The following is a 15,927-nucleotide window of genomic DNA, read 5'->3' on the forward strand; positions in this document are numbered from 1 at the left end:
TTGTGTGCCAGCAGATTACAAGGATCGAAGTAAAATGGTAAGCGAGAAAAATGCGCTATAGATTTCCGCTTTAGTCTGGACGTACTCTTTTTTGATCGCGTTTAGCCAGGCCATCAACCACTAAGTTCCACGAATCGTTAATCAGATCGCTGAGCAACGATTCAGAGATTTCGTCGCCGGGATACACCGAAATCCAGTGCTTTTTATTCATGTGATACCCAGGCTTAATGCTCGGGTATATTTGCTGATTTAACAGGGATTTTTGTGGATCGGACTTCAGATTGATAAAGGGGACGCCGCGCAGTTCTGACGACAGCATAAAAATCTTGCCGCCAATTTTAAAAACATCGAACTCCGGGCCAAAAGGCCAGCAAAGCTCGACAAAGGGTAACTCAAGAGCCAGGCGTTTCGCCGTTTCGTGCAGTGATTGCTTATCCATAAACGTTCCTTTAGGCGAAGGAGAATAAGCAAAGTATGCCGCGAAGTTCGGCGATAATCGACGTTTAATCCGCTAGCGAGAACCAGCGTCGCCAGATAAAGCGCAGAACAAAATACTCAATAGCGCCCAGCACTAAAAACCATAGGCAAAATAACAACGTGTAAAGCTGACTCAGATCCATCAGATGGAACGTGGCCATCAGTTTCTGTGCCAGCGTCAGCCCCAGCGCAGGGGCGGGCAGCAGCAGGCAAGAGAGAAAAGCCATCAGCAAAATGCCTGCTGCTGCGGTCAAGGTTTCTAAGGGGTGTTTCATAACATTGTTAAATGTAAGTTAAAACACCATTGTCGGGGATATTTCTGCGTAACGCAATTCTCCGCTTAGTCTCCAGCCCAAATCTCACAATGCTTTTTCACCAGCCCAATCAGCGAGCCGCCATCGGCGACAAAATCTCGCATCAGCTGCGCTTCATTCAGACCGCTGACGACCTGGCGGTGCAGTGCTTCAATTGCACTGGATGCACCAATTTTATGTGCAGAAGGAGCGATTTTTTCCAACAATCGCAAGGTGTCTTCTGTCAGTGGACGACGATCGCCGGTGTGCGGATCGGTAACGACGCCTTCCAGACCATAACGGCAGGCCTGGAAACGGTTGAATTTATACAGCAGATAATCTTTCTCCTGATGTTTGAACGGGCGTTCCGTCAGCAACCAGTGGGCGGTGGCCTGAATCAATCCCGCCATATTTACCGCATGGCTAAGGGTTAACGGGGTATCCATCACCCGAACCTCCACCGTGCCAAAATGAGGGCTAGGGCGAATATCCCAGTGCAGATCTTTAATGCTGTCGATCATCGTGGTGTAACTCAGGCAGCGAAACAGGGCTTCAAATTGTTGCCAGTTACTGACCCACGGCATTGGACCATTATCGGGAAAGGCAGAAAAAATATTCGGTCGTGAGGAGGCAAAACGTGTATCCGTTCCTTGCATATACGGCGATGCGGCAGAAAGGGCGATAAAGTGCGGTACAAAGCGTGATAAGCCGTGCAGCAAATAAATAGCGTCATCACCACTGGCGCAGCCAACGTGAACATGCTGACCAAAAACAGTCGCTTGTTGAATGAGATAGCCGAAGTTTTCCAGCGTCCGTTGATAACGTTCGTTATCGCACACCTCCTGACGCTGCCATTTCTGAAACGGGTGCGTACCACCGCCGCAAATTTCCAGATGATGGTCTGCGGCTGCCTGCAATACGACTTTCTGCATCGCTGAAAATTGCCCGGCAGCCTGGTTGATATCACGGCAAACATCCGTCGCCAGTTCCAGCATACTTTCGGTGATATCGTGCTTCACCTCCCCGGCAGTGATCTTGCTTTTTACCGCGTCAATCAGCGTTGAAGAGTCCTGGCTAAGGTCATATCCCGGAGGATTAACCACCTGCATTTCCAGTTCAATACCGAGGGTAAAAGGTTCAGAGACATGAAAATCGGGTAATGGCATAGGTTTCTCTTATGTTGGCGTTTTCATTCCAGTATAGAAGTGTCAGCGGCAGGGCGAGATGCGGAAGTTCTGGAATGTTTCTTTTTTTGGTGATGGTGAACTGATTGCTACTGAAGCAATTTGGCTACTTTTGCAATGTGACAAGTAGCGGCAGAGCTGGCTGGCGGCGAAGAATTTTGACGATTGGGGCGTGCAGAAAAAAACTGGCTCAGCTTCGGTTGATCAAATGAGTAGTGTGAGAAGTCCGGAACAGGATTTACTGTATAAATAAACAGGTATTTTGCTAAGGAAGGGTAAGATAACAGCGGGTGCCTGAAGCTTTCCGGTTTCAGGTTTACTCTGAGGTCTGGAAAGATGAAGCCCCAGGAGATATTTCTATCAACCCTGGGGCTGCCACTCCAAACCCAACAATTTGGATGGTAGTCCCTTCTTCGCATGGAGGCAATATAAACATGCTGACGAAATATGCCCTTGTGGCGGTCATGGTGCTGTGTTTAACAGTGCTGGGATTTACGCTTCTGGTCGGAGACTCGCTGTGTGAGTTCACCGTAAAGGAACGTAATATTGAGTTTAAGGCTGTTCTCGCTTACGAACCGAAGAAGTAGCCGTTGTGCGGGGAGCAATCCCCGCATATCCGGTTGTCAGGTCAGAGTGGTAAGGCACCTGCTTTACACTTTCGCCCGCAGTCAGTGATGGCTGCGGGCGATCTCGTTTTAAGGCCATGATGAGTTGTATTAGCAGAAGTCCGGAACAGGATTTGCTGTATAAATAAACAGATATTTTGCTAAGGAAGGGTAAGATAACAGCGGGTGCCTGAAGCTTTCCGGTTTCAGGTTTACTCTGAGGTCTGGAAAGATGAAGCCCCAGGAGATATTTCTATCAACCCTGGGGCTGCCACTCCAAACCAGACAATTTGGATGGTAGTCCCTTCTTCGCATGGAGGCAATATAAACATGCTGACGAAATATGCCCTTGTGGCGGTCATAGTACTGTGTTTAACAGTGCTGGGATTTACGCTTCTGGTCGGAGACTCGCTGTGTGAGTTCACCGTAAAGGAACGTAATATTGAGTTTAAGGCTGTTCTCGCTTACGAACCGAAGAAGTAGCCGTTGTGCGGGGAGCAATCCCCGCATATCCGGTTGTCAGGTCAGAGTGGTAAGGCACCTGCTTTACACTTTCGCCCGCAGTCAGTGATGGCTGCGGGCGAATCGTACCAGATGTTGTCAATTAATCGTGTTGGCACAGAGTTATGACTATTTTTTCTTTTATCTGCCAGTGCACAGCAAACATCTCATTCTCACGATGAATGATGACCTGCTGTTTATTCCAGCTAATTATCTGATAGTCCAGAAAACCTGCATCAGTTTGGATCTCACTTGCCTTAAATGCGCTCTCTTTGGCGGAAAATGCCAGTGTCAGCGCCAGAGAAAAGGCTAAACCGCAGTCTGCGAGTCGCTCGTGTTCTGCTGGTGTAATAATGTTGTCTGTCAATTCGGTCGCTGTTTGCGCAGAAAAAATTTCTTCGATATCAACGCCAATCGGTTGACGGGAAACCACGGTTAATGCCGTAGTCCCGCAGTGGCTAATACTGCCGTATACCTCCGCAGGCCACACCGGTTGGCGTAGCTCGCCGATTGCGGGCACACATTTATAGCCATATTCCCGCAAGGCATAAACAGCAGCGATCCGTCCGGCTAAATGCTCTGTTTTACGTTTACGTCCAGCGTGTTGCAGTTGTGCGTAGTGTGGCAGCCAGAGTAAATCCTGCTCGCGAAAACTCACCGGATCGAACTCAACAAAATGCAGCGTATGTCCGGCAAAGGGGAGGGAGGTATGCGTAGTTTTCATGTCGACCATATTAGAGACTGATGACAAACGCAAAACTGCCTGTTGCGCTGCGCTTATCAGGCCTACGTGATCCTGCAATATATTGAATTGGCAAGATTTTGTAGGCCGGATAAGGCGTTCACGCCGCATCCGGCATGAACGACGCGCACTTTGTCAACAATCTGACGTTAGCATCAGAAGTGAGTGTTTACGCTCATATACCACGTACGTCCCGGCTCGTTATAGGTATACGCACCGGCACCGGCAATATAGTTGGCTCCTGCCAAATCACCTGTGGTCTGGGCATTACCCGCACGCCACAAACGCTTGTCGAACAGGTTGTCCACGCCGCCGGTCAGACTGACGTTCTTCGTCACATCCCAGGTCGCGCTCAGGCCAACAATGCTGTACGGACTGATTTCTTTGGTTTCCGGCCCAACCGCTGGCTGGCCTTTGTAGTTGTACTTCTTCGGTTGCTGCTTGCCGTACCAGGTGAAGGTTGTTTGCATCGACAAATCTTCCCGCGCCTGCCAGCTCAGCGTTGAGTTCAACGTATATTCCGGGATGATCGACAAACGGTCGCCCGTGGTTTTGTTTTCACTCTTCAGCATATAAGTGATGTTGTTGGTCCACATCACCGTTTCGCTAACCGGTACGTTTAACGATCCTTCCAGACCTTCAACCACCGCTTTCGGTACATTATCCCACTGATAGAGGTCAGTGCCGACTGCGTTTTGCCCTACAGCCACATAGCCCGCTTCAATCTTATTGCGATAATCGTTACGGAACCAGGTGACGCCCGCCAGCCAGCCGTCGCGTTTGAACTCCAGACCAATCTCCTTGTTGATACTGGTTTCCGCTTTCAGGTCATCATTACCTTGCAGATAGCAGCCGCCCGCGCTGGCATAGCAACCCTGACCTTTACTGTAGAGAATGTAGTTCGGGTTAGTCTGGTACAGACTCGGCGCTTTATAAGCACGGGCAATGCCCATTTTCAGCGTGAAGTCATCGCCTAAACCTTGCGATATGTTCAGCGCCGGGCTCCAGTTATTGCCGACTATACTGTGATGATCGAAACGCAGCCCCGGTGTCACGATGGTGCTGTCAGTCAGCTCCATGTTGTTTTCGGCAAACAGCGAGAAAATTTCTGCTTTTGAATACGGGCTACGGTCGGTGGCACTCACACCATCAATAGCACCGCCGGTATTCGTCCCGGTTAGCGCCTGGGTGTTGGAACTCAAGTCCTTCATCCGCTGCTGATTCCACTCCGTACCCAGCGTCAGCGTCTGGTTAACGAGGAAATCAATCGGCAGGTTAACTTCGCTGTGCAGCATCACGTCATCGAGATCAATATCGACGAAATCCTGCGTCGCTTTTTCGTTAAATTTCCCTTCGGTGCCGCCCGCCAGACCTTCCGGAATACGCGAGTTACGGGTATGTTCGTACTGCACCCAGTTGCTGGTGGTCACGCCGTTATCCCAGCCACCGTTCCAGGTCAGTGAGTAATTCTGGCGATACAGACGGTTGGTTTCATCGCCGTATTTAGAGCGGGTATAAGCGTCGGAGTTGGTGTTCTGGGTATCGCCTGCATACAGGTTGCCCTGGCGGCTGTAACCCGCTTCCAGTTCGAGTGATTGCAGAGGCGCGAAGTCCCAGCGCACCACGCCATTAATATCTTTGTTGATCACCCCTTCGCGCCCGGCTGGTAACGTCGTGGCATACGTTCCGGCACGCGCGGACTGATGACCCTGGTTGATATCCCACGCGTCAGCCTGGGTTTTGTCGAGGTTGCCATACAAGCGGAAGCTGAATTCGTCGCCCAGCGGACCGGTCAGGCTGAAGTTGGTGCGTTTGGTGGCACCTTCCTCTTTATGTTCTGGCGCATTGAAATAAGCGTCCCAGGAACCGTGCCACTCACCACTGCCTTTTTTGGTAATGATGTTAACCACGCCGCCCGCCGCGCCGTTGCCATAACGTGCAGCCGCCGGACCACGCAGAACTTCAATTCGTTCAATCATCTCCGGCGGCACCCAGGAGGTATCACCACGGGTATCGCGCTCGCCGCGCCAGCCCTGACGCACCGAGTTACGGCTGCTGACCGGTTTGCCGTCAATTAAAATCAGCGTGTTTTCCGGCCCCATGCCGCGAATATCAATCTGGCGGTTATTACCGCGCTGACCACTGGTGGAGTTACCGGTCAGGTTAACGCCTGGCATGGTACGGATGATCTCCGATACATCGCGGGCAACCGGATTTTTGCGGATTTCATCTGCGGTGATGGTCGAAACGCCAGGCGCCTGCAAGTTCTGCTCGGCGGCGGTAACGACAATGGTATCGTCATGTGAAACAGGGGGATCGTTTGGCTCTTGTGCCTGCGCTACCCCATAAATCCCCAGGTTGACCAACAAGGCCAGGGAATGAATCTTCTTGTTCATTGTTTTATTCCTGCATTTTTGCCACGAATTGCAACTGTCGGGCATGGTCGTCATCAGCATGACGCATCCCGCTACCGCGAAAACCTTTGATCCTGAAAGACACGCAGTGCAGTTGGTTAATTAATGTCCGCGCTTGACATGGCGCGCCAATACGCTATTGCAAATGCAAATAGTTATCAATAATATTATCAATATATTTCTGCAATCAATGAAAAATTGCACAGTAAACATGGGGTTATGGTGTGACGGTGTTAAATGTGGGAAATGAGAGCTGGTGGCAGTCGAAACATGGCCCGGAATGGCAGCGTCTGAATGACGAAATGTTTGAGGTCACTTTCTGGTGGCGTGATCCCCAAGGTTCTGAAGACCGCTCGACGGTGAAGCGCGTATGGGTTTACATCACTGGCGTTACCGATCACCATCAGAACAGCCAGCCCCAGTCGATGCAGCGCATTGCAGGCACCGACGTCTGGCAGTGGACGACACAACTCAATGCTAACTGGCGCGGCAGTTACTGTTTTATTCCCACCGAACGCGATGACATTTTTTCTGCACCATCACCCGATCGCCTCGAATTACGCGAAGGTTGGCGAAAACTATTACCCCAGGCGATAGCCGATCCGCTGAATCCGCAAAGCTGGAAAGGAGGGCGAGGGCACGCTGTTTCCGCACTCGAAATGCCGCAAGCGCCGCAGCAACCCGGCTGGGATTGTCCGCAAGCCCCCGCTAACTCAGCGAAAGAAATAACCTGGAAAAGTGAACGGTTGGGAAATTCACGTCGTGTATGGATTTTTACCACCGGCGATACGCCAGTCGAGGAGCGTCCGTTAGCTATTCTGCTCGATGGTGAATTTTGGGCGCAAAGTATGCCCGTCTGGCCTGCGTTGACTTCGCTGACCCGTCGTCAGCAGCTTCCTCCCGCCGTGTATGTGTTGATTGACGCCATCGACACCGCGCACCGTGCCCGCGAACTGCCGTGTAATGCGGATTTCTGGCTGGCAGTACAGCAAGAGTTACTGCCGCTGGTGAAAACGATCGCTCCTTTTAGCGATCGTGCCGATCGCACAGTGGTCGCCGGGCAAAGTTTTGGTGGGCTTTCCGCGCTGTATGCCGGATTGCACTGGCCTGAACGCTTTGGCTGTGTATTAAGCCAGTCAGGATCGTACTGGTGGCCGCATCGGGGCGGTCAGCAAGAGGGCGTGTTACTTGAACAGCTTAAAACTGGCGAAGTTAGCGCCGAAGGTCTGCGCATTGTTCTGGAGGCGGGGATTCGTGAGCCGCTGATCATGCGAGCCAATCAGGCGCTGTATGCGCAACTATATCCCATAAAAGAATCCATTTTCTGGCGTCAGGTTGACGGCGGACATGATGCGCTTTGTTGGCGCGGTGGCTTGATGCAGGGGCTAATTGACCTCTGGCAACCGCTTTTCCATGACAGGAGTTGAATATGGCATTCAGTAATCCCTTCGATGATCCGCAGGGCGTGTTTTACATTTTGCGCAATGCGCAGGGGCAATTCAGTCTGTGGCCGCAACAGTGCGCGTTACCGGCAGACTGGGATGTTGTGTGTCAGCCGCAGTCACAGGCGTCCTGCCAGCAGTGGCTGGAAGCCCACTGGCGTACTCTGACACCGGCGAATTTTACCCAGCAGCAGGAGGCGCAATGAGCCAACATTTACCTTTGGTCGCCGCACAGCCCGGCATCTGGATGGCAGAAAAACTGTCAGATTTACCTTCCACCTGGAGCGTGGCGCATTACGTTGAGTTAACCGGAGAGGTTGATGCGCCATTACTGGCTCGCGCGGTGGTTGCCGGATTAGCACAAGCGGATACGCTACGGATGCGTTTTACGGAAGATAACGGCGAAGTCTGGCAATGGGTCGATGATGCGTTGACGTTCGAACAGCCAGAAATTATCGACCTGCGTGCCAACATTGATCCACACGGAACTGCGCAGGCATTAATGCAAACCGATTTGCAACAAAATCTGCGTGTCGATAACGGTAACCCACTGGTCTTTCATCAGCTGATACAGGTGGCGGATAACCGCTGGTACTGGTATCAGCGTTATCATCATTTGCTGGTTGATGGTTTCAGTTTTCCGGCAATTACCCGCCAGATCGCCAATATTTACTGTGCATGGCTGCGTGGCGAACCAACGCCTGCTTCGCCGTTTACGCCTTTCGCTGAAGTGGTGGAAGAGTACCAGCAGTATCGGGAAAGCGAGGCCTGGCAGCGTGATGCGGCATTCTGGGCGGAACAGCGTCGCCAACTGCCGCCGCCTGCGTCACTTTCGTCTGCACCTTTAGCGGGGCGCGGCGCCTCGGCAGATATTCTGCGCCTGAAACTGGAATTTACCGATGGGGAATTTCGGCAGTTGGCAGCACAACTGCCGACCGTACAACGTACCGATTTAGCTCTCGCGCTGGCGACCTTATGGCTGGGGCGATTGTGCAACCGCATGGACTACGCTGCCGGATTTATCTTTATGCGTCGAATGGGGTCGGCGGCGCTTACGGCGACCGGTCCCGTGCTCAATGTTTTGCCGTTGGGTATTCACATTGAGGCGCAAGAGACGCTGCCTCAGTTGGCAATCCGCCTGGCGGCTCAACTGAAAAAAATGCGCCGTCATCAACGCTACGATGCCGAACAGATTGTCCGTGACAGCGGGCGAGCGGCAGGTGATGAACCGCTGTTTGGTCCGGTACTCAATATCAAGGTATTTGATTACCAACTGGATATTCCTGGTGTTCAGGCGCAAACCCATACACTGGCAACCGGTCCGGTTAATGACCTTGAACTGGCGCTGTTCCCGGATGAACACGGTGGTTTGAGTATTGAGATTCTCGCCAATAAACAGCGTTACGATGAGCCAACGTTAATTCAGCACGCCGAACGGCTGAAAATGCTGATTGCGCAGTTCGCCGCGAATCCGGCGCTGTTGTGCGGCGATGTCGATATTATGCTGCCAGGTGAGTATGCACAGTTGGCGCAGATCAACGCCACACAGGTAGAAATCCCTGAAACCACGCTGAGCGCGCTGGTGGCAGAACAAGCGGCAAAAGCACCGGATGCACCGGCGCTGGCAGATGCGCATTACCAGTTCAGCTATCGGGAAATGCGCGAGCAGGTGGTGGCGCTGGCGAATCTGCTGCGTGAGCGCGGCGTTAAACCTGGCGACAGCGTGGCGGTGGCGCTACCGCGCTCGGTCTTTTTGACCCTGGCACTACATGCGATTGTTGAAGCAGGTGCGGCCTGGCTACCACTGGATACGGGTTATCCGGACGATCGTCTGAAAATGATGCTGGAAGATGCGCGTCCGTCGCTGTTAATCACCACCGACGATCAACTGCCGCGCTTTAGCGATGTTCCCAATTTAATAAGCCTTTGCTATAACGCCCCGCTTACTCCACAGGGCAGTGCGCCGCTGCAACTTTCACAACCGCACCATACGGCTTATATCATCTTCACCTCTGGTTCCACCGGCAGGCCGAAAGGGGTGATGGTCGGGCAGACGGCTATCGTTAACCGCCTGCTGTGGATGCAAAATCATTATCCGCTTACAGGCGAAGATGTCGTTGCCCAAAAAACACCGTGCAGTTTTGATGTCTCGGTGTGGGAGTTTTTCTGGCCATTTATTGCGGGGGCGAAACTGGTGATGGCTGAACCAGAGGCGCACCGCGATCCGCTCGCTATGCAGCAATTCTTTGCCGAATATGGCGTAACGACCACGCACTTTGTTCCCTCAATGCTGGCGGCATTTGTTGCTTCGCTGACGCCGGAAACCGCTCGCCAGAGTTGCGCGACGTTGAAACAGGTTTTCTGTAGTGGTGAAGCGTTACCGGCTGATTTATGCCGCGAATGGCAACAGTTAACCGGTGCGCCGTTACATAATCTGTATGGCCCGACGGAAGCAGCGGTGGACGTTAGCTGGTATCCGGCTTTTGGCGAGGAACTGGCACAGGTACGCGGCAGCAGTGTGCCGATTGGCTACCCGGTGTGGAACACGGGGCTGCGTATTCTTGATGCGATGATGCATCCGGTGCCGCTGGGGGTGGCGGGTGATCTCTATCTCACCGGCATTCAACTGGCGCAGGGGTATCTGGGACGACCCGATCTGACAGCCAGCCGCTTTATTGCCGACCCTTTCGCCCCCGGTGAGCGGATGTACCGTACCGGAGACGTTGCCCGCTGGCTGGATAACGGCGCGGTGGAGTACCTCGGGCGCAGTGACGATCAGCTAAAAATTCGCGGGCAGCGTATCGAACTGGGCGAAATCGATCGCGTGATGCAGGCGCTGCCGGATGTCGAACAAGCCGTTACCCATGCCTGTGTGATTAACCAGGCGGCAGCAACCGGCGGCGACGCTCGCCAGTTGGTAGGATATCTGGTGTCGCAATCAGGCTTACCGCTGGATACCAGCGCATTGCAGGCGCAGTTGCGCGAAACCTTGCCACCGCATATGGTGCCCGTGGTTCTGCTACAACTTCCACAGTTGCCACTTAGCGCCAATGGTAAGTTGGATCGCAAAGCCTTACCGTTGCCTGAACTGAAGACACAAGCGCCGGGGCGTGCGCCGAAAGCGGGCAGTGAAACGATTATCGCCAGGGCGTTCTCGTCATTGCTGGGCTGTGATGTGCAGGATGCCGACGCTGATTTCTTCGCGCTTGGCGGTCATTCGCTACTGGCAATGAAACTGGCGGCGCAGTTAAGTCGGCAGTTTTCCCGCCAGGTGACGCCGGGGCAGGTGATGGTTGCGTCAACCGTCGCCAAACTGGCAACGATTATTGATGGTAAAGAAGACAGCACCCGGCGCATGGGATTCGAAACCATTCTGCCGTTGCGTGAAGGCAATGGCCCGACGCTGTTTTGTTTCCATCCGGCGTCCGGTTTTGCCTGGCAGTTTAGCGTGCTCTCGCGTTATCTCGATCCACAATGGTCGATTATTGGCATTCAGTCGCCGCGCCCTCATGGAGCTATGCAGACGGCGGCAAACCTGGATGAAGTCTGTGAAGCGCATCTGGCCACGTTACTTGAACAACAACCTCACGGCCCTTATTACCTGCTGGGTTATTCGCTGGGCGGTACGCTGGCGCAGGGGATTGCGGCGCGGTTGCGTGCCCGTGGCGAACAGGTGGCATTTCTTGGCTTGCTGGATACCTGGCCGCCAGAAACGCAAAACTGGCAGGAAAAAGAAGCTAACGGTCTGGACCCGGAAGTGCTGGCGGAGATTAACCGCGAGCGCGAAGCCTTCCTGGCGGCTCAGCAAGGGAGTGCGTCGACGGAGCTGTTTACCACTATTGAAGGCAACTACGCTGATGCAGTGCGCTTGTTGACCACTGCCCATAGCGTACCGTTTGATGGCAAAGCGACGCTGTTTGTTGCCGAACGTACACTTCAGGAAGGTATGAGTCCTGAACGCGCCTGGTCGCCATGGATAGCTGAGCTGGATATTTATCGTTTAGATTGTGCGCATGTGGATATTATCTCGCCGATGGCGTTTGAAAAAATCGGGCCAATTATTTTGGCGACGCTAAATAAATAACTTTATCTTAAATAAAATCCATAATTACTGTAAATGATTGTGGATTTTATTATTTATTATTATGATGAATCCTCAGTTGCTTCTCTGAAAACACGCTTAATGTTGTGTTCGGTGAGGGGAATTTACAAAGTTCAGCTTCGGATAATTCTTGCTAACTGATAAAGTGAGCGCCGTGGAGATTTAATCTTATTGGACTCATTTCAGGTCATATCGCATGTCATCACTGAATATTAAGCAGGGAAGCGATTCTCATTTTCCCGATTATCATCTGGCGTCGCCCAGTAATAATGAAATTGATTTACTTAAACTTATCGAAGTTTTGTGGTACGCAAAAACGCGGGTAATAGCGGTGGCTTTAGCCTTTGCCTGTATTGGGTTACTGGTGTCTTTCATTTTGCCGCAAAAATGGACCAGCTCGGCAGTTATCACGCCCGCAGAGGCTGTCCAGTGGCAAGATCTGGAGAAGGTCTTCACCAAACTCCGCGTGCTGGATCTGGATGCCAATATCGATCGCAACGGTGTGTTTAACCTGTTTATCAAGAAATTTCAGTCTGTGAGTTTATTGGAAGACTATCTGCGTTCATCACCTTATGTCATGGATCAATTAAAAGAGGCGAAGATTGATGAACAGGAGCTGCATCGCGCTATTGTTACATTGAGCGAAAAAATGAAAGCGGTTGATGACAACGCCAGTAAGAAAAAAGATGAGCCTGCGTTGTATACCTCCTGGACATTAAGTTTCACCGCACCCACCAGTGAAGAAGCGCAGACAGTATTGGCAGGGTATATCGATTATATCTCTGCTATCGTGGTGAAAGAGTCGATTGAAAATGTGCGTAATAAACTGGAAATCAGAACCCAGTTTGAAAAAGAAAAACTGGCTCAGGATCGTATTAAAACGAAAAACCAGCTTGATGCAAATATTCAGCGCCTCAATTATTCACTGGATATTGCCAATGCGGCAGGAATTAAAAAGCCTGTTTACAGTAATGGTCAGGCCGTTAAAGACGACCCTGATTTTTCTATTTCTCTCGGCGCAGACGGTATTGAACGCAAACTTGAAATTGAAAAAGCGGTCACCGATGTTGCGGAACTGAACGGTGAGTTACGTAATCGTCAATATTTTGTCAATCAGTTAACAAAAGCAAATGTCAACGATGTAAATTTTACGCCGTTTAAATATCAGTTGCGTCCGACTTTGCCGGTGAAAAAAGACGGTCCGGGCAAAGCAATTATCGTGATCCTTTCCGCGTTGATCGGCGGTATGGTTGCTTGTGGCAGTGTGCTCTTGCATCATGCAATGGCATCCAGAAAACAGGATGCCATGATGGAAGATCGGTTAGTTTAAATCACGGCGGTTGACGGTGCCGTTCGTCCGAGCGGCACCACTAACGGTGTTCCTGCTACCGGATCATCAATAATCATGCAGCGCAAACCGTAAATACGCTCGATCAGTTCAGCAGTGACAATCTCTTTCGGCGCTCCCTGAGCGACAATTTTTCCTTCCCGCAGCGCAATCAAATGGCTGGCGTAGCGACAGGCCTGATTAAGATCGTGCAGCACCGCCGCCAGCGTATAGCCTTTCTCGCGGTTCAGTTCGCTCAATAATTCCAGTAGATCAATCTGATGACTGATATCCAGCCAGGTGGTCGGCTCGTCGAGCAGCATAATTGCCGTTTCCTGTGCCAGCACCATGGCAATCCACGCTCGCTGCCGTTGCCCACCGGAAAGGGTGTCCACGCTTTGATTCGCCAGATGAGTAATGCCCGTGGCCTGCATCGCTTTCATTACCGCTTCTTCATCTTCTTTGCGCCAGCGGGTAAACAGCGGTTGATGCGGGTAACGCCCACGCGCCACCAGCTCCTGCACGGTGATATCGCCCGGCGTGGTGGCATTTTGCGCCAGCAAGCCAATCCGGCGTGCGACCTCTTTACTGGCGTAATGTTGAATGTGCTCGCCATCCAGCCAGACATGCCCGTGAGCAGGCGTCATCAGGCGGCTTAAGGTACGCAGTAACGTGGATTTACCGCAGCCATTTGGCCCGATAATTGCCGTGAAGTGACCGTCAGGAATTTCTACAGTAAGATTTTCCGCGACGGTATATTTGCCATATCCCAGGGTTAACTGTTCGCCGCGCAAACGGGCTACTGATTCGGTCATTTTTTGCGAGACTCCTGAATTAACAAGACGATAAGGTAAATACCGCCGAGACTGACGGTAACGACGCCAACCGGAAGTTGATACGGCATAAACAGTTGCTGAGCGCAGAGATCGGCCACCAGCAGTAACAACGCCCCGCACAGCGCCGCCTGAGTTAGCCCCCAGCGAGCAGTGCCGCTAATGCGTCGGGCAATGTGCGGTGCAACCAGCGCGATAAAGGAAATTGGCCCCGCCAGGGCAGTGGCAGCTGCGGTAAGTATTACGGCGACCAGCATCATTAACAGACGCGAGCGTTCGACGCTGACGCCCAGTGCGCAGGCGGTGTCATCGCCCATCTCCAGCAAGCGCATCCGCCTTACCAGCAAGGCGGCGGCAATGAGCATCAATATAATAATGGGTGCGGAGGGCGAGGTTTTTGCCCACGTCAGGCCATTGAGCGATCCGGCATTCCACAACCCCGCTGTTAGCGCCGTTTCTAAAGACGCTTTCAGCAGCAGCCAGGTATTAAAGGCCACCAGCATGGCGCGAACGCCGATGCCGATAATAATCAATCGAAAGGTGTCGATGCCGTTACGCCAGGCAAGCAGCCAGACCAGTAGAGAAGTGGCAATGCCGCCCGCCATTGCTGCCAGCGCGATAGCTGTCAGATCCTGACCAAACAGTACCATCGCCACCAGTACGCCGCTCCACGCCCCGGTGTTAAAGCCCATCACATCCGGACTGCCGAGCGGGTTACGCATCAGCGACTGAAAAATCGCGCCGCTGACGCCCAGCGCCGCGCCAATCAACAGCGCCATCAGCACGCGTGGTAAACGCCATTCGGTGACCACCATCGTCATACTGCGCGGCGCATCGCCCATCAGCGCGGCGAATACCTGCGAGGTTTCCAGCGTGACGGCACCGCTGCGTAATCCCCAGATACCTGCAACCACACAGGTGGAAATCAGCAGCAAACAGGTGATGAGTAATCGGCGAGAGACGTAAATCATGCGGCACCTCGCATTTTACGTCGGACAAGAAAGATCAACACTGGTGCGCCAATAAAGGCGCTGACCACAGAAACGCGCAGCTCGCCGGGCACAATCACACGCCCGATGATATCGGCAAACAGCAGCAGGGCAGGGGTAGCAAGTAGCGTGACGGGGAGTGACCAGCGATGATCGGCACCCACCAGCCAGCGCGCCATGTGCGGCATCATCAGGCCAATAAAGGCAATTGGGCCAACTACCGCCGTCGCACTTCCGCAAAGCACGGTAATCGCCAGCAGACCAATTAACTGTGTGCGCGCCACGCGACTGCCCAGCGCCGTCGCGGTGTCGCTACCGAGGCTTAAACTGTTCAGTGCGCGGCTCAGTAATAGCGCGGTTGCTCCGGCGATCAGCACCGGGATCAGCACCACTTTTAAGGTATGTAGATTGCGAATATCCAGCGAACCGGCTTGCCAGAAACGCAGTTGATCGTAGACGTCAGGATTAAGCAGGGCGATGCCGCTGGTCAGCCCTTCCAGCACCGCCGCCAGCGCCACGCCCGCCAGGGTTAAACGCACCGGACTTAACTGCCCGCCGCCCTGGCTGCCGGTAAAGGCAACAATCAACGAGGCCACCAGCGCCCCGGCGAAGGCCATCGCCAGTTGTTCCTGTGCGGAAGAGTAACCAAACAGCGCCGCACCCAGCACAATGGCAAAGCTGGCTCCGGCGTTCACGCCAAGCAAGCCGGGGTCGGCAAGTGGATTTCGGGTGAGGGTTTGCATCAACGCCCCGGCAAGGCCAAGCGCGCCGCCTGCAAGTAAACCGGCAAGGGTGCGCGGCAGTCGCGCGTCGAGCACGATGGTGCAGTCGGCGCTCTGACAGGTGCCGGAGAGGGCCTCCAGCACTACGGAAGCGGGGAGTGATTTTGCTCCAATGAGCAGGCTTAATGCCGTCGCGATAATCAGTAATAACAGCAATCCGGGCACGGCAATGGCGCGTGTCACGGCAACAGAACCAGACATACGAACTTCCATGATAATGAAATTAATTATCGTTA

Annotated in this window: 14 protein-coding genes and 2 pseudogenes; 6 read left to right on the forward strand and 10 right to left on the reverse strand. The window is 52.9% G+C overall.

The window, feature by feature from the left end; translation table 11 throughout:
- Window positions 1–70: 70 nt before the first annotated feature.
- The 4 genes and pseudogenes from RGV86_RS18930 to RGV86_RS18945 form a co-directional block, all read right to left on the reverse strand.
- Window positions 71–439, reverse strand: coding sequence for an MmcQ/YjbR family DNA-binding protein (locus RGV86_RS18930; protein WP_000360945.1), 369 nt, complete (start codon window positions 437–439; stop codon window positions 71–73).
- Between the two features lie 64 nt (window positions 440–503).
- Window positions 504–752: a DUF1158 domain-containing protein gene (locus RGV86_RS18935; RefSeq protein ID WP_000682507.1), complete on the reverse strand. Its 249-nt coding sequence runs from the start codon at window positions 750–752 to the stop codon at window positions 504–506.
- 65 nt (window positions 753–817) lie between these two features.
- Window positions 818–1,936, reverse strand: a complete 1,119-nt coding sequence (locus RGV86_RS18940; protein WP_085460496.1) for a YbdK family carboxylate-amine ligase — start codon at window positions 1,934–1,936, stop codon at window positions 818–820.
- Between the two features lie 208 nt (window positions 1,937–2,144).
- Window positions 2,145–2,420, reverse strand: a pseudogene (locus RGV86_RS18945) (hypothetical protein).
- Between RGV86_RS18945 and hokE (RGV86_RS18950) the strand changes: the two are divergent.
- Complete coding sequence (gene hokE, locus RGV86_RS18950; RefSeq protein WP_180514785.1) at window positions 2,389–2,541, forward strand: type I toxin-antitoxin system toxin HokE; 153 nt, start codon at window positions 2,389–2,391, stop codon at window positions 2,539–2,541. The pseudogene RGV86_RS18945 and the gene hokE (RGV86_RS18950) overlap by 32 nt on opposite strands.
- 118 nt (window positions 2,542–2,659) lie before the next feature.
- Here hokE (RGV86_RS18950) and RGV86_RS18955 read toward each other — a convergent pair.
- Window positions 2,660–2,921 (reverse strand): annotated as a pseudogene (locus RGV86_RS18955) (hypothetical protein); the annotation flags it as partial.
- Between RGV86_RS18955 and hokE (RGV86_RS18960) the strand changes: the two are divergent.
- Window positions 2,890–3,042, forward strand: coding sequence for a type I toxin-antitoxin system toxin HokE (gene hokE / locus RGV86_RS18960; RefSeq protein WP_000956465.1), 153 nt, complete (start codon window positions 2,890–2,892; stop codon window positions 3,040–3,042). The pseudogene RGV86_RS18955 and the gene hokE (RGV86_RS18960) sit on opposite strands and share 32 nt — an antisense overlap.
- 121 nt (window positions 3,043–3,163) lie before the next feature.
- On the opposite strand, the gene entD is transcribed toward hokE (RGV86_RS18960), so the two are convergent.
- Window positions 3,164–3,784 (reverse strand): enterobactin synthase subunit EntD, encoded by a 621-nt coding sequence (entD, locus tag RGV86_RS18965; RefSeq protein ID WP_085460758.1) that lies wholly within the window; start codon window positions 3,782–3,784, stop codon window positions 3,164–3,166.
- A gap of 173 nt (window positions 3,785–3,957) precedes the next feature.
- Window positions 3,958–6,198, reverse strand: a complete 2,241-nt coding sequence (fepA, locus tag RGV86_RS18970) for a siderophore enterobactin receptor FepA (RefSeq protein WP_001034860.1) — start codon at window positions 6,196–6,198, stop codon at window positions 3,958–3,960.
- 242 nt (window positions 6,199–6,440) lie between these two features.
- Between fepA and fes the strand changes: the two genes are divergently transcribed.
- The 4 genes from fes (at window position 6,441) to wzz(fepE) (ending at window position 13,090) form a co-directional block, all read left to right on the forward strand.
- Window positions 6,441–7,643 (forward strand): enterochelin esterase, encoded by a 1,203-nt coding sequence (fes, locus tag RGV86_RS18975; RefSeq protein ID WP_085460497.1) that lies wholly within the window; start codon window positions 6,441–6,443, stop codon window positions 7,641–7,643.
- A 2-nt stretch (window positions 7,644–7,645) separates the two neighbouring features.
- Entirely contained in the window at window positions 7,646–7,864 is a 219-nt protein-coding gene (locus RGV86_RS18980) for an MbtH family protein (RefSeq protein ID WP_085460498.1), read from the forward strand.
- Window positions 7,861–11,742: an enterobactin non-ribosomal peptide synthetase EntF gene (gene entF / locus RGV86_RS18985; RefSeq protein WP_085460499.1), complete on the forward strand. Its 3,882-nt coding sequence runs from the start codon at window positions 7,861–7,863 to the stop codon at window positions 11,740–11,742. Before RGV86_RS18980 ends, entF begins: the two co-directional genes overlap by 4 nt.
- A gap of 214 nt (window positions 11,743–11,956) precedes the next feature.
- Window positions 11,957–13,090: an LPS O-antigen length regulator Wzz(fepE) gene (gene wzz(fepE) / locus RGV86_RS18990; protein ID WP_000096751.1), complete on the forward strand. Its 1,134-nt coding sequence runs from the start codon at window positions 11,957–11,959 to the stop codon at window positions 13,088–13,090.
- Here the strand turns inward: wzz(fepE) and fepC are convergent.
- Genes fepC through fepD form a run of 3 tightly spaced genes read right to left on the reverse strand, consistent with a single transcriptional unit; the run spans window position 13,087 to window position 15,892 of the window.
- Window positions 13,087–13,902: an iron-enterobactin ABC transporter ATP-binding protein gene (gene fepC / locus RGV86_RS18995; protein WP_000140639.1), complete on the reverse strand. Its 816-nt coding sequence runs from the start codon at window positions 13,900–13,902 to the stop codon at window positions 13,087–13,089. The genes wzz(fepE) and fepC overlap by 4 nt on opposite strands.
- Window positions 13,899–14,891, reverse strand: a complete 993-nt coding sequence (gene fepG / locus RGV86_RS19000) for an iron-enterobactin ABC transporter permease (RefSeq protein ID WP_000640982.1) — start codon at window positions 14,889–14,891, stop codon at window positions 13,899–13,901. Before fepG ends, fepC begins: the two co-directional genes overlap by 4 nt.
- Entirely contained in the window at window positions 14,888–15,892 is a 1,005-nt protein-coding gene (gene fepD / locus RGV86_RS19005) for a Fe(3+)-siderophore ABC transporter permease (RefSeq protein ID WP_010346614.1), read from the reverse strand. The genes fepG and fepD overlap by 4 nt, the downstream gene beginning before the upstream one ends.
- Window positions 15,893–15,927 lie beyond the last annotated feature (35 nt).

It is taken from the genome of Escherichia ruysiae (genome assembly GCF_031323975.1).
In the GTDB taxonomy this organism is placed as follows: Bacteria; Pseudomonadota; Gammaproteobacteria; order Enterobacterales; family Enterobacteriaceae; genus Escherichia; species Escherichia ruysiae.